Origin of the sequence: Humisphaera borealis (assembly GCF_015169395.1) — a bacterium.
Lineage (GTDB): Bacteria > Planctomycetota > Phycisphaerae > Tepidisphaerales > Tepidisphaeraceae > Humisphaera > Humisphaera borealis.
The window spans coordinates 608,493-623,883 of sequence record NZ_CP063458.1 but is presented as its reverse complement, the minus strand read 5'-3'; the positions used below and the strand labels follow the sequence as shown (position 1 = coordinate 623,883).

The following is a 15,391-nucleotide window of genomic DNA, read 5'->3' as shown; positions in this document are numbered from 1 at the left end:
CCCGCACCGGCCGTCGCAAGCTCATTGACATCCCGATTCAGGAGACCCGCCATGCACTATCGCCGATTCTTCGCCGTCGTTATCTCCGCCTTGCTGGCACCTGCGGCACTCGCCGCCGACTGGCCTCAGTGGCGTGGACCGAACCGTGACGGCATCTCCGCCGAGGCCGGGCTGCTCAAGGCCTGGCCGGCCGACGGGCCGAAGCAGGTCTGGCGGACCGATGGCATCGGCGCGGGTTACTCCACGCCCGCCGTCGCCGGTGGGCGCGTCTACCTGATGAGCAACGAAGGGCTCGACGCCGAATTCGTTCGCTGCTACACGCTGACCGACGGCAAGCTGGTCTGGTCGAGCGAGAAGGTCGGCCGTGTCGGCAATCCGAACCAGCGGCCGAGCTACCCCGCCGCGCGGTGCACGCCGGCGATCGACGGCGATCTTCTCTACGCGATCGGCTCGGACGGCGACCTGGTCTGCCTCGAGACCGCGACCGGAAAGCTGAAGTGGAAGAAGTCCTTCCGCAACGACTTCGGCGGCAAGCCCGGCGAGTGGGCCTACTCCGAATCGCCGCTCGTCGACGGCAATAAGGTCATCGTCACGCCCGGCGGCGGGCAGGCAACGGTCGTCGCGCTCGACAAACTCACCGGCAACACGATCTGGAAGTTCGCCTCCCCGAACGCCGACGAAGCCGGCTACTCGTCCCCCGTCGTCGCCGAGATCGCCGGCAGCCGGCAGATCGTGCAGTTCATCGGCAAGGGCGTGATCGGCCTGGACGCGGCGACGGGCACACTGCTCTGGACCTTCGCCGACACCGTCGGCCGGGCCAACATGACCACGCCGATCGTGCACGAAGGTCACGTCTACACCGGCGGCGGGCTGGGCACGGCGGGCCTGGCGAAGATCTCTGTCAATGGCGGCAAGTGGTCGGCCGCGATGGTTTACGTCGACAAGAAGCTGCCGATGTCGAACGGCGGCGTGGTTCGCATCGGCGAGTATCTCTACGGCTCCAGTCAGGCCGGCCTGACGTGCGCCGAGTTCAAGACCGGTGCAATCAAATGGAGCGACCGCTCCATCGGCCCGTCCGCGCTCAGCGCCGCTGGCGACCGGCTCTATCTGCACAGCGAAACCGGCACGGTCGCGCTGGTCGAGGCGTCGCCCGAGGCCTACCGCGAGCACGGCCGCTTCACCCCGCCGAACATCCCGGCGCGGGAGGCGAAGGACAAAGCGTATGCGCATCCGGTGATCGTGGAAGGAAAGCTGCTGATACGCGATGGGGCGTCGTTGTTGTGCTATGACATTGCGGGGAAGTGAGGATGGCGCTGCCGACTGCTTTCGGCCCGTAATCCATTCGAATGCTCGCGCCCTGACCGGCCGGTGAGACGCGGGTTTCAGTTCGGATCGTGTTCACGAACGACGCGACTGGCGGCGGCGGCGGGCCAGTAGGCCGGTCATCGCGACAACTCCGAGCATCCCGGTCGTGGGCTCCGGAACGACCCGGGTCTCGTCGAACGTCACAAAGACGCTGTTGCCCACCACCTCGACGTCGTAAGCAGCGGACTCGTCCGTGGAGATACCTGGCAGCACGAACTGGCTCGCCGTCACCGTGGTGGTCGCGCTGGTGGCCACCTGCCACCGGTAGAAGGCATCGTTGGCGAAGGCGAACGAGCCTAGCTTCTCTATTGCGATGTTGACGGTGTCGCCCGGGGCAATCGTCAATACCCCGGCGATCGTGACCTTATCGAAAGATCCCCCGGCGGTGGCGACCCCTTCGCCCGGATCGGTCGCCGCGCCAACACCGGGGTCGGAAATCTGCCACTGGTAGGTGCTGTTAGCGGCCATCGTCACGTCGCCGCCGAATCGCAACTCGCCGGCAAGCGACCCGGTCGTATCCACGGCTCCCGGGGCAAGGGTCGTCCCGGCGGCGAAGGAAGCCGCGCCGCCGACCCGGCCTGTTCCGCCCAGCCGTGACGTACCGGCGACGGACACGGAGCTTGAACTGGTGGCGCTACCGGCGACGAGCGGGTCATTGTTGGCCAGAAGCGTGCCGGCGTTGATGGTGGTCGTGCCGGCATAGGTGTTGGCACGCGTGAGCGTGAGAATACCCGAGCCCGACTTGACCAGTCCGCCCGTCGTGCTGTTGGAAACAAGCCCGGTGATGGTCAGGTCGCTGTCGGCCGCACCACGTGCGACATCGAGAACGATGTTTCCACGGACTTGAATCCCTGCGCTGATAAGCGAAGCGGTCGCACTGGCAACGGTCGTGATCGTGGACCCGCCGTCAACCGTTCGAAGGTTGCCGCTGCCGTTGACAGCGCCGGCGGTCAAAACCAGACGGCCTTGGGACGAGACCGTTCCGCCGCTGAGGTAGTTGTCGCCGTTGGTGGTAAGTGTGCCGCCGTTGACGAAAATCTGACCCCAGGAGGTACCAAGATCGGCGTTGTCGCCGCCGATGGCGTGGCTCGTGTTGAGCGTCACGCTGCCGCCTGAGTTCACGCTGATTGTCAGCGCCCGCTGGCCGAAGGGCGCGGCATTGAAATAGCCGGTGCCGAAGGTGACGTTGCCGCCGTTGATTACCATGTCGGACGTGGCGGCGGCACTGCCGCCGCGATAGCCGGTCATGATCAGACTTCCGCCCCCGGTTTTGGTAAGCGTGCCGCCGAGAACCGGCTGAAAGCCAGTGGTGGCAGCTATCGTGGTGGCGTCGGTCGAGTTCAGCGCGGTCATCGCCAACGTGACGTTGGTGCCGGTAGGGATGTCGATGGCGCTGGCCGCGCTGGTGGTAAAGGCCCGGTTGATGGAGACCGTTGCACCGGTATACGCGAGGGTGCCGCCGCCGATCACGAGATTCGATGCCAGTGCCGTAGCCTGGCCGATGTTGCTCGCCGTGCCCCCGTTGGCAAGCAAAGCCACGCTCAGGGTGCCGCCATTGATCGTGGTGACGCCCGTGTAGGTATTGGTTCCACCCAGGATCTGCGTGCCCGAGCCCGACTTCGTCACCGACAGCGCTGCGGCACCGCCGTTGCGAATCAGCCCCCCGAAATCGCCGCTGCCGTTGGCCGAGCCGATGATGATGGTATTGGCGAGACCGCCGTTGTTTCCGAGCGTGCCAGTGCCGTTCAGGGCGTTGATCGTCTCGGAGCCACCTGCTGTGTATGAAAGGTTCAGGAGCCCGCCGGCCGCAATAGTGACATTGCTTCCGTTTGGAATGGCATCGAACGCCGTGGAGTTCGTACCCAGTTGCAAAGTTCCGGAAGACGCAGTGGCAGTGCCGACGGTAAGGTCGCCGACAAAAGTGTTGACCACGGAAAAGATCGAGCGACCGGATCCGGTGACCAGGATGTTGCCGGTGCCGCTGATCGCACGGTAGTCGGTTCGGTCGGCGGCGTTGGAATCGAAGACCACCGCCCGATTGATGGTGATCGAGTTGAACTGGTTGTTCGCACCAGTCCCCGTCACGCTGCTGCGTGAGCCCAGGGTCGCGGTGCCGGTCCCCGCCGCCGCGATAACGACGGGTGCCGTCACCGTCGAGCGGTTCGTCGCCAGGTAGAGTGCCACGGCGTCACTGCCCGTGTTGGCATCGCCGAGGGTGATCGTTCCCGTGCCCAGCGACCCGGCGTTCTGGATGTCGATCGCACCGGCGCTGATCAAGGTACCGCCCGCGTAGGTGTTGGCGACGTTGCCTGCCATCACCAGCGTGGATGTTCCCCGCTTCAGCAGCGTCATCGGCCCTGCCAGCACGTTGCCGGTACTGGCTGTAATGGTGTACGCAGTCGTGGAGGAGTTCACCGTGACACTGCCCGGCGAGATCGAGCCGGCGAGGGTGACGCCGCCGATCGTCGAACTGTCGTTGAACGTGACGTTGTCGCCGCTAAAGAAATTCTGGGAGCTGCCGTCCGTCCAGTTGGTGTTGGCGGTGGCCCCTGCGTCCCACGTCGAACCGACACTGCCGGTCCAGGTGAGATTCAGGTTGCCGATCGACGCGATGATGCTGTTCCCCGACAAGCTCAATTCCGGCGTCCGGAAGCCGGCCAGATTCGCCAGCGTAAGGTTGGCGGTCGACCCGGTCAGCGACCCGAAGTTGAGCACCGTAAACGGGGCGGTTCCGGTCGTGGCGCTGGTGAGCTGAATCGTCGTGACACCGTTGAGCGCCAGGTTACCGACGACGTTTAGCGCCCCAGGAGTCGTCGGGTCCACCTGCAAAGTCGCTCCGGTCGTTGCACCGAGGGTCAGGCTTCCGACAGTACCTTCGCCGCCGATCGTGCCTGTATCGGTGACGGTAACCGCCGACGACGCTAGGCTGCCGACGACGTTAAGCAGACCGCCCGAAACATTCGTCGCTCCATTCAGCGTCGACGTTGCGGTGAGACTCACCGTTCCCGATCCACTCTTGGCGATCGAGCCAGCACCGGAAAAGACCGTCGACACGGACATCGTCGTCGTGTTGGTGAAGCCGAGCGTGCTGTTGGCATCAAGACTGATCTGACCAGCGGTGAGCGTACCCGATACGTTCAGGGCACCGGCCGATGCGCTGGTGATGGACGGGAGCGGCGAGCCTTCGATTCCGCCGGTAAGACTGACCGTCTTGCCGTTGAGGTCGATCGCGCTGGTGGCAGTGACTTCGAAGCGGTTAGACCAGGTATTGTTGGCGGTGGGACGAAGCGTACCGCCGGCGAGGAAGAATCGGTCGAGCGCGGACCCACCGCCGATGCTGGAAGCGACCTCCACCACGCCGTTCGGGGAGAGCGTCAGCGTACTGTTGTAAGCGGCCGTGTCGCCGTTGGCGTCGAGCTGAATGCCGAAGGCCTTCAGCGTCGCGGTTGAGGCACCCCCGCCGACGACCATCGTTCCCTGGCCGTCCCAACCGACATTGAGAATCTGGGCAGAACCGGCGGCGTTGGCGGACAAAGCCGTGGCGTCGAGGGTTCCGCCGGAAAGGTTGTACTGCGATCCGGCGTTCGTGCCATTCGTCCAGTGGCCCAGTCGGAAGAAACCTCCCGACACTGCGGTGACTGTTCCACCGGTCTGGTTGATCGTTCCGGAATTGTTGGAGGATTCACCCAGGTCGAAGGTGGCGGCGGCCACGGTCGATCCGGTTCCAATATTGAGAACACCGCGGTTGGTCGTGGTCTGCAATCCCAATGAGACCGCGGCAACGGAGATATCGGTGCCCGAGGCGAGCGTGACATTGCCGCCGCTCACGCGAAACCGGCCGGCGGTCGTTCCCGACCCGATATCACGATCGATCGTCAGGACTGATGTCTGCAAGGTCGAGGCAAGCTCCAGCCGAGACCCGGTACCTGCGAATGTGATCGACGCCGGCAGGATGCTGCTGATCGAGACATTGTCCGTGCGGGCGATGCGCGCGGTATTCGATCCGAGGATGGATAATCCCGACGACGTGACGATCGAGCCTGTGGTACCCGAGCCAATGGTCAGTGTTCCGCCGCCGACGATCGTCGCGCCCGTGTAGGTATTTGCGGCAGCAAGGATAAGCACGCCAGAGTCGGTAGCGCGCAGGTTGCCCGATCCGCTCACCACGCCGTTGAGGGTGAATGTTGCGACACCATAAGATCGCAGGATTCGGTCGCCGGTGCCGGATAGCTCGATCAGTCGTGTGCTGGGCAACGTGGTGGTCGCCGACGCGACCAGCCCGCCACCGGTGATGATGATCTTATTGGAGGCGTTGCCGAAGTTGGAGGCGGCCGTCACGACACCGCTGCTGATGGTCACATTGCCGACGAAGGTGTTCGCCCCGGTGAGCGCGAGATTGCCACCCTGGCCGCCGCCGGTATCTGACGTGTTTCCGTTCGCCGCCAGGAACAGCGGCGCGGTGCCGGCGATCACTCCAGCAATGACGGAGTTCCCCGTCCCGGCGATCAGGGTGGTATCGATCGTCGCACCTGAGCCTGCGATGGAGACACCACGATTGGCGTTCAGGGTGAGCGCCGCCGACAGCTTGAGGGTGGCACTGTTGAGCGAGAGTTGATCCGAGACCGCCGCAGCCGGGGCTGTTCCGAGATTGTTGTCGGCACCGATCTGCAAGATGCCGCCGTTCACCGCGGCTTTGCCGGTGAACGTATTGCTACCGGAAAGGACCAGGGTACCGGCTCCAGTCTTGGTAAAGCCGGAGTTCGCCAGCGACTGGCTGATGGACGTCGAAAGAGTGAGTACCCTCCCGTTGGCAACATAGAAGCCGCCATTGGTCAGGCCGAGCTGTAACGACAGAGTGCCGGTGGCAGCATTGACGGCGGGCGCGATGGTGAGATCACGTGTTGCCGCATCCGTCACCGCAATTAGAACGTTGTTGCTGAATGACGTGTTTGTGCCGGTCGTATCGATCTCGGTCCCGTTCAGTCGGACCGTCGTGGCCGTCGCCGCGCCACCGCCGATGCTGAACAACCCCGTCCCGGCGTTCAGGCTGAAGTCGATCCCGCCGAGGCTCAGGGCGGAATCGGTCAGGGGACTCGCGTCGATCGAGACGAAGCTGGAGGCCGCATCAACGTCGGAAAAGCGGGCCAGATCGACACTTGAGTTAAGACCAGCAGTCCCCGGGAACTGCGAGGTTGGCAACCAATTGCCTGCGTTCAACCAAGTGGAATCGGCAGCGGAGTTCCATTGATAGGTGGGTGCGGCAGAGGCGGCGGTGGAAGCAGATAGTGCGGTTGCAATCGCCTGCAACAGGGTACGGATACAACGGGGATGACGCATCTGAAATCTCACTCCTCAATCGGGCAGGCGGGTTGTTGCCCGAGGAAACCATTTGTTACATCGTGATAATCCGATGAACCTAAGCAACGGTCGTTCCAACACGCATCTCGCCATCCGAATGCGAGCGATTACGCAAGGTAGGGAAACGACTTAACGAAAATGATGTCGCGTGGGTGCCATTGATGGGCTCGCCCGCGAATTGTGAGTCAACCGGGTTGCGACGCGAAAATGCCCATAATTACGGCATTACAACATTATGGCTTAGGGAGCTTGGGTGAAATGTGCGGGTCTCAAGTCCCATGTTTCGAGATCTGGAGGACGCTGCTTGGGAGATCAATCACATCTGGGGAGGAAATCTGTCGCCGGGAGCACTCGAACAATTTAATCAACGCCCGGTACAGCATGGGTAGCGGAGCGAAGCCAGAGAAACACAAGTTCTACACAAATCGATTGGGTTGCCGGCGGGAGTGTGATACGATGCCACTCCCCGAGGAGAATAACGTTATGACGACCGCTTTTTCGCCATCTGCTTCCCCTTCTGCGTCGAAATTGCCCCCTCATGCCGGTGACGGGCCATCCGCTCTGACCGCCGCCGTGGAAAAAATTCCAACCACCGTGTTTCCCTCGGCCGCCGTGGCCTCGCAGTCGGTCGCCGCGGAAATCGCCGACCTGATCCGCACAAAGAGCGCCCGCGGCGAAACGGCCGTTCTCGGCCTGGCGACGGGATCCACACCGACCCGCGTTTATGACGAGCTCATTCGCATGCACCGCGAAGAGGGGCTGTCGTTTAAGAATGTGGTGACGTTCAATCTCGACGAGTACTACCCCATGAAGCCGGACGAGCTACAGAGCTACGTGCGGTTCATGCGCGAACACCTGTTCGACCACATCGACATTCCCCGCGGCAACTGGAATGTCCCCGACGGCACCCTGCCGCGCGAACAGGTCTTCGACTATTGCGCGGCCTACGAGCGCAAGATCAAAGATCTCGGCGGGCTCGATATTCAGATCCTGGGCATCGGCCGAACGGGCCACGTCGGGTTCAACGAGCCCGGCAGCTCGCGCGACAGCCGCACCCGCATGATCACGCTCGACAAGGTAACGCGCATGGACGCGGCGTCGGACTTCTTCGGCGAGCAGAACGTGCCGCGCAAAGCGATCACGATGGGCGTCGATACGATCATGAACGCCCGCCGGGTCATCCTGATGGCCTGGGGCGAGGGCAAAGCGCCGACCATCCGCCGGGCGGTCGAAGGCGAAGTGACGACCGCCGTCGCGGCGTCGTTCCTGCAGCAGCACGCCAGCGCCAAGATCGTCCTCGACACCGCCGCCGCCGCCGAGCTGACGCGCTTCAAGACGCCGTGGGTACTGGGCTCGCTCTCGGATTTCGGGCTCACGTGGGACCGCAAGACGACCCGCAAGGCCGTCATCTGGCTGGCGACGACGCTCAAGAAGCCGCTGCTGAAGCTGACGGACGAAGACTACAACGAACACGGCCTGCAGGAGCTGATCGCCAGCCGCGGCAGCGCGTACGAACTGAACATCGAAGTCTTCAAGGAAATGCAAGCGACCATCACCGGCTGGCCCGGCGGTAAAGAGGCGAATGAGAACGGCGCGGCCGCCTACCACGCCCCCGGCATGTTCCAGCACGCCAACGCCGGCATTTTCCCCAAGCGGGTCGTCCTGTTCAGCCCGCACCCCGACGACGACGTCATCAGCATGGGCGGCACGTTCATCCGGCTGTGCGACCAGGAGCATGAAGTCCATGTCGCCTACCAGACCAGCGGCAATATCGCCGTCTTCGACGAGGCTGCACTGCGGCACGCCGACTTCGTGCGTGAGTTTGCCGCCGCGTTCGGCCTGACCGACCAGATCGTGCAGACAATGGAAGACCGGCTCGAATCGTTCATCAGGAACAAACAGCCGGGCCAGGTGGACAGCCCCGAGCTGCAGAAGATCAAAGGGCTCATCCGCCGGACCGAAGCCCGTGCCGGCGCAGTATCGGCGGGTATTAAAGACGACGACCGGATTCACTTCCTGGACATGCCGTTCTACGAGACCGGCCGCGTGCGGAAGAAGCCGATCGGCGAGGACGACATCAAGGTTATTGTTGACCTGCTGGAGAAGGTAAAGCCGCACCAGATCTATGCCGCCGGCGACCTCAGCGATCCCCACGGCACGCACCGGGTCTGCCTGGCGGCAATTCTGGAAGCGGTCAAGCGGCTGAAGAACCGCGACTGGATGAAGACGTGCGAAGTCTGGCTCTACCGCGGCGCGTGGCAGGAATGGGGCGTCGACCAGATCGAGATGGCCGTCCCGCTGAGCCCGGATGAAGTCAGCCGTAAGCGGATTGCGATCTTCAAACACGAGAGCCAAAAGGACAAGGCACTGTTCCCGGGTTCGGACAGCCGCGAGTTCTGGCAGCGGGCCGAAGACCGCAACCGAGCCACCGCCGAGGCGTACGACGCGCTGGGCTTGGCCGAGTACGAGGCGATCGAGGGGTTCGTCCGCTGGAAGGAAGAGCCGATCTAAGCTCGACCATCCGGGCAGCGTCGCCGCGACCCAAACTACCATCGCTCGCGCCGAGCGTGCGTGCGGGTGCTGATGAGCCGTCGCGGCCGCGGCAAACCGCGCCCGCAATCGCCCGGCCGCGCATATCTGCCAGATTCATCTTGCAGGCGGCTCGCGACGTGGTAAGAATTGTCAAACTGCTGCCGGTGCAGGGCTGTCCGGCAGAGGTTCGGCGGGCAATATTTCCCGGGCTCGAAGATACTGCTGCTGGTGCCGTGCGCGTGGGATCGCACGGGGCAGCGACTGCGTTCTAGTGCAGAACCACGCCGCCCGGGTCTTCTACTGAGTTTTACTGTGACATATGGGGTTTCGGAATTGCCTTCGCGTGAACCCTCGAGTTCTACGATTGGGCTCATGGGGCAGTCGGCACCACTGGAACCCGCCGCGCCGTCGGGCTATGTCGAAGACGGGGCGTTTGATAACGAAGAAGTCTACCGTGCCTGGGCGAGTGACTACTACTCGCCGCTGACCCAACGCCTTTACGACCGGTCGGTCCACCGGATGTTGCAACAATTGGCACCTCCGCCGGGAGGCATGGTGCTCGACGCCGGCTGCGGCACCGGGGTTCACAGCGTGCGGGCGGCCCGCGCCGGATTCCGGGTCCAGGGGGTGGATGTTTCCCGGGTCGCGCTCAGCATCGCGTTGCAGAACGCAAGGGAGGAAGGGGTGGCCGAGCGCATTCGGTATTCCCGGGCCGACCTCACGCGCCTCCCATTTGCCGACGCTTCCTTCGACGCTGTCTTCTCGTGGGGCGTGGTTGTTCACATCCCGGACGTCGATCTTGCCGTTCGCGAACTGGTGCGGGTGCTCAAGCCCGGATCAAGAATCGCGCTCCAGGTCACCAACCACCGGGCGATCGACAATGTGGTGGAGGGCGCGGTGCGGAAAGTGCTCGGCAGGAATGTCGGCCGCTCGCGCAGCGAGTATGGCGTCGGCTGGTGGTGCCAGATGTTCGGCGGACTGATGTGGAACTGGCAGATGAACATCGGCGCGACGATCCGCTGCCTCGACAGGAACAACTGTCGCCTGGTGCACCGGGGCGCGGTCGAGTACACCGAGTGGCAACGCCACATGCCCGCCCTGCCGCGCAAACTGACGCTGCGGTGGAACGATCTGTACAACCGCCTGCGTCTGCCGGCGGCGATCGCCTCGACGAATCTGCTGGTGTTCGAGAAGTCGCGATGAGGTTCGCGGCCCGACTCTACGCGCATGCGCAAGCGCTTTCCTGCCCTGATACGACTTCCCATCCGCTCAACTCCGCAGATAGAATCTGACCGCCACAGGCGACTCGCCGGCTCTGCCGATTCCGCCGGTGCTCATGCCATAACGAACGAGGAAACCCATTCCATGCAACTCCACGGTCACACCATCGCCGTCTGCTCCTGGTCGCTTCAGCCCAAGTCCATGGCGGAGCTTGTCGCCAAGGTCAAAAAGCTCGGCGTGAACCACATGCAGTTGGCGCTCAACGAGCTGTCACAAATGGAGCCCGCCAAACGCCAGGCCGAATTGGCGGAACTGAAGGCTTCCGGCATCCAGCTCACCGGCGGCATGCTCCACTTTGCCGGTGAAGACTATTCGTCCATCGCCCGCATCCGCGAGACCGGCGGATTCATCCCGGACGGCGAGTGGGGTGATCGCAAGAAGATCACAGCGGATGTCGCCAAGCTGGCAAAGGAACTGAACGCCGGCGCCATCCTGGCTCACGTCGGCTTCGTCCCACCGCACGGCCATGCCGGTTACAAGCCCGCCGTCGAACGGGTGCGCGAGGTCGCCAAAATGCTCGCCGCCCAGGGCCTAGTGCTGCACATGGAAACCGGCCAGGAGCCCGCCGGCGAACTGCTGTCGTTCATGAACGACCTGAACGAGCCGAACGTGTTCATCAATTTCGACCCCGCGAACATGATCCTCTACGGCGCGGGCGAGCCGATCCCAGCGATCAAGCTGCTGGGCAAACACATCAAGCACGTCCACGCCAAGGACGCCACCGCATCGGCCAGGCCCGGCGTCGAGTGGGGCGCGGAAGTGCCGTTCGGTACGGGCCAGGTCGGCGTCAAGCGATTCCTGTCCGCACTGAAGGAGGTCGGTTACACCGGCCCGCTCGCGCTGGAGCGCGAAGCCGGCGACAACCGTCTGGGCGACATCGCCGCGGGCATCGAAGCGATCAAGAGCAACGTGCCGGCCTGATAGCCACGAACCGAACCGGGGAAGCAACCCTGCCTGTGGGTGCAATGGGTTTGCGTACTCGACGGCCCCTGGCGTTCAGGCGGTTGACATCGGCCGTGACCAGCGGCGTACCGCAGTCCACGGCACCCAGCATCCTCTCACATTGGTGCCGAACACGCGCTCTTCACCAGCGAGGCTCCGCTTGAACTGCAAACATCTGGCACTGCTCGTCTGTCTTACCTGCACCGCCGCCGCAGCGCTAGCCATCCAGTCTCCCGCCACCCGCCCGGCCGCAAACAGCGACGAACGCCGCGTTGGCCCTGAGGACGGCGACGGCGGAACAATCGTCACGACCGGCCAACTCGTCCGCCCCGCCGGCAAGACCCTCGCCTACGGCGGCCGGCCGGTCGATCTCTGTCTTTCGCCCGACGGCAAACGCCTGTACGTCAAGAACACCGGCGGTCTCTCGGTTCTGGATACGGCGACGTGGGCAGAGCTATCAAGTAGCAAGTACCCCGCCGGCTCTGGATCGATGCACGGCGTCGTCGCCGTCGCCACGCCCGCAGGCGACAAGCTCTTCGTTACCGGCTCGGGCAGTGCGATGCACATCGCCACCGTCGCCGCCGATGGGACCGTCACCTGGGGCGCTTCGATCGACTTGCCCGGCCCCGGCCCCGCCGCCAAGCCCGGCTACTCCCACAGTCTGGGCCTGGCCGTCAGCCGCGACCTCTCCACCGTGTACGTCTGCCTGTCGCGTAATAACACACTCGGCATCGTGGACCTCAAGGCCGGCAAGCTTGTCGCGCAGATCGATGTCGGCGTCTGCCCCTACAGCGTGGTGCTGTCGGCGGATGAAGCGACGGCGTACGTATCGAACTTCGGCGGCCGCTGCGCCGTCGCCGGCGACACCACCGCCAAGTCCACCGGTACCGATGTAGTCGTCGATGCTCGAACCATCGCCACCAGCGGAACCGTATCGAGGGTCGATCTGAAGGCACGCAAAGTGACGGCCGACATCGTCGTCGGGCTGCACCCTACGCAGCTCAAACTCTCGAACGACGGCAAGTCGCTTTACCTGGCCGCCGCCAACTCGGACGAGGTGCAGGCAATCGACCTGACGGCGGGAAAAGTCGCCGAGCGGATCGCTGTCCGCCCCGATGCCAACCTGCCCTTCGGAAGCCTGCCCAATGCACTGGCGCTTTCGCCGGACGGCAAGACACTCTACGTCGCCAATGGCGGCAACAACGCCGTTGCGGTGATCGAGCTGGGCAAGGCCGGCGCGGCGGGCAAGGTGGCCGGGTTCATCCCTGCCGGATGGTTCCCCGGCGGCGTGGTGACCGACGGCAAATCACTCTACATCGCCAACACCAAGGGCGAAGGCTCGCGCACGCCCGACCCGCGCAAGCCGGGATGGACGTCTTCCCAGGTTCGCGGATCGGTATCGGCCGTGCCGCTGCCATCCGCCGAGGCACTGGCGAAGATGTCGGCCCAGGTGAAAGCCGATGCCCGCGTTCCCGAGGCTCTGCGGGCGATGGAACTCGCCGCCGCCAGCAAAGATGTCCCAGCCAAGCCGGTGCCGGCCAAAGTGGGCGAGCCTTCAGTCTTCAAGCACGTTGTCTATGTCATCAAAGAGAACCGCACGTACGACCAGGTGTTCGGCGCGATCGGCAAGGGCAACAGCGAACCCAACCTCTGCATCTACGGCCGCGATGTAACGCCCAACCATCACGCGCTCGCCGAACGATTCGCACTGCTCGACAACTATTACTGCAACGGCGTCCTCTCGGCCGACGGCCACCAGTGGGCCACGCAGGGCATCGTCACCGACTACCAGGAAAAGGGCTTCGGCGGGCACACCCGCAGCTACGATTTCGGCACCGACGCCCTCACCTACGCCAACTGCAACTTCATCTGGGACAGCGTGCTGCTCGCCGGCCTTTCGTTCCGCAACTACGGCGAGTTCGACTTCCCCACCCTCACCGGCAAGGCCAAAGACTGGTACGCCGTCCAGAAGGCCTGGGGCACGCCTGACTTTTCCTTCAAACAGTCGGTCGAGGTTGAAGCGTTGCGGCGATTCACCTGCGAGGCCTATCCCGGCTGGCAGATGCAGATTCCCGACACCCGCCGGATGGAAGTCTTTCTTAAAGAGTTCGCGCAGTTCGAGAAGGACGGCAACTTTCCCAGCTTCGTCATCGTCTACCTGCCGCAGGACCACACGCAGGGGTCGAAGGCCACCGTGCCCTCGCCGCGGGCGCACGTCGCCGACAACGACCTGGCCCTCGGCCAGATGGTGCAGGCGATCAGCAAGAGCCGGTTCTGGAAAGAGACGTGCATTTTCGTGAACGAGGACGACCCGCAGAACGGCTTCGACCACGTCGACGGCCATCGCTCGCTCTGTCTCGTTATCAGCCCGTATACGAAGCGCGGCGAAATCGTGAGCAAGTTCTACAACCAGTCGTCAGTGCTGCACACGATCACAAGGATCTTCGGTCTCCCGCCATTGAACCAGTTGACGGCCGGCGCACCGACGATGGAAGCCTGTTTCACCGACAAGCCGGACTTTGCGCCCTACACGTTGGTACCCAACCAGATCCCCATCGACGAGCCCAACCGCCGACAGGCAGCGCTCAGTCCCCGCGAACAGAAATTGCAGGCGGAGATGGATTTTTCGAAGCCGGACATCATCGAGGACGACGACCTGAACGAACTTCTCTGGCTGGCGGCGCGTCCGGGCCAGCCATACCCCAAGGAATGGTCCGGCCCCCACGGCAAAGGACTGGCGGCGCTGGGGCTCAAGAAGGATCCGAACGCGCCGAAGGATGAGGATGACTGAGCGGGAGTGCCCTTCAGGCCGCGCCAATTGTGTTCAAACAACCTGGGGCGTTACCCCAGGCTGAGTGCTCCCGGCCCGTTGGGCCGAAGAGAGGCAGAGTGATGACCGAAAAGCTTAACAGAGGCATTATGCAACTTTCCGTCGCGCCTTTCGGAGTGTTCAGGCTCGCCTGCATCCTGGTTTTCTCGCTCGCCTGCAATGCCATTGCGCATGCCGCGGAAGCGCCACTGAAACCCATCAAGGTCGTCCTCGTCGGTGACTCGACCGTTACTGACGCGGCGGGTTGGGGGACGGGGCTCGCCGCGATAGTGAGGCCGGAGGCGAAGGTCGTCAATCATGCCAAGGGCGGCGCGAGCACCCGGAGCTACACCAACGCCGGCCTTTGGAAGAAGGCGCTCGCCGAGAAGCCTGACTACGTGCTGATCCAGTTCGGCCACAACGACCAGCCCGGCAAAGGTCCCGAGCGTGAGACCGATCCGGCGACGACCTACCCTGAGTTCCTGGCGAAGTTCGTTGACGAGGCCCGCGCCGCCGGGGCCAAACCGATCCTGGTAACGTCGCTCGCCCGGCGGGTGTTCGAGGGCGACAAGCTGCGGAAGGATCTCGAGCCTTACGCCGAAGCCGTCCGCAAGGTGGGTAAGGAAAAGGACGTGCCGGTGCTCGATCTGCACGTTGCGAGCAAGGCGGCGGTCGAAAAGCTCGGGCCGAAGGAAAGCGAAACGTGGGCGCCGCCCCCGGTGAAACAGCCGACCGGTGCGCCCAAACCCGATCGCACACATCTCAACGCCGACGGGGCAAAGGTCGTCGGCAAACTGGTGGCGGAAGAGCTGAAGAAGAATGTGCCGGAGCTGGTGGGGTATCTGAAGTAACACAATCTACGCGGCTGGAGCATCCGGTCGGAAGTGGCGTCACATTGTGGTCCAGACTTGCCGGAACACCCGTGCCCGCGTGGAGGACAGACATTCTTGTCTGTCACTCGGGACGAGAACGAATTCTCAAATTCCAAGAAGGTCTTCAGAATTTGCGTGCAGAAGGAAGTCGAATCGAAAACTTGATGCTTGGAAGAGGCGGATGGTAGTTCGAACGTCGCATCTGGTCCCGAGCGGCAGACAAGAATGTCTG

General features: G+C 63.6%; 7 protein-coding genes. 6 read left to right on the top strand and 1 reads right to left on the bottom strand.

Features of this window, described 5'->3' with window-relative positions; all coding sequences use genetic code 11:
• Window positions 1-51: 51 nt before the first annotated feature.
• Window positions 52-1,305: a PQQ-binding-like beta-propeller repeat protein gene (locus tag IPV69_RS02430; protein ID WP_206293325.1), complete on the top strand. Its 1,254-nt coding sequence runs from the start codon at window positions 52-54 to the stop codon at window positions 1,303-1,305.
• A 93-nt stretch (window positions 1,306-1,398) separates the two neighbouring features.
• Here the strand turns inward: IPV69_RS02430 and IPV69_RS02425 are convergent, their stop codons facing one another.
• On the bottom strand, window positions 1,399-6,564 hold the full coding sequence (locus IPV69_RS02425; protein ID WP_206293324.1) for a beta strand repeat-containing protein: 5,166 nt from the start codon (window positions 6,562-6,564) through the stop codon (window positions 1,399-1,401).
• 642 nt (window positions 6,565-7,206) lie between these two features.
• Here IPV69_RS02425 and nagB point away from each other — a divergent pair.
• The 5 genes from nagB to IPV69_RS02400 all read left to right on the top strand — a co-directional run bounded on the left by nagB (window position 7,207) and on the right by IPV69_RS02400 (window position 15,138).
• Window positions 7,207-9,234 (top strand): glucosamine-6-phosphate deaminase, encoded by a 2,028-nt coding sequence (gene nagB, locus IPV69_RS02420; protein WP_390884372.1) that lies wholly within the window; start codon window positions 7,207-7,209, stop codon window positions 9,232-9,234.
• 393 nt (window positions 9,235-9,627) lie between these two features.
• Window positions 9,628-10,458, top strand: coding sequence for a class I SAM-dependent methyltransferase (locus IPV69_RS02415; protein ID WP_206293322.1), 831 nt, complete (start codon window positions 9,628-9,630; stop codon window positions 10,456-10,458).
• Between the two features lie 162 nt (window positions 10,459-10,620).
• The gene (locus tag IPV69_RS02410) at window positions 10,621-11,457 is read left to right on the top strand and encodes a sugar phosphate isomerase/epimerase family protein (protein WP_206293321.1); all 837 of its coding nucleotides are present in this window, start codon (window positions 10,621-10,623) and stop codon (window positions 11,455-11,457) included.
• Window positions 11,458-11,638: 181 nt separating this feature from the next.
• Entirely contained in the window at window positions 11,639-14,269 is a 2,631-nt protein-coding gene (locus tag IPV69_RS02405) for a bifunctional YncE family protein/alkaline phosphatase family protein (protein WP_206293320.1), read from the top strand.
• Window positions 14,270-14,397: 128 nt separating this feature from the next.
• On the top strand, window positions 14,398-15,138 hold the full coding sequence (locus IPV69_RS02400) for a rhamnogalacturonan acetylesterase (protein WP_206293319.1): 741 nt from the start codon (window positions 14,398-14,400) through the stop codon (window positions 15,136-15,138).
• Window positions 15,139-15,391: the final 253 nt, after the last annotated feature.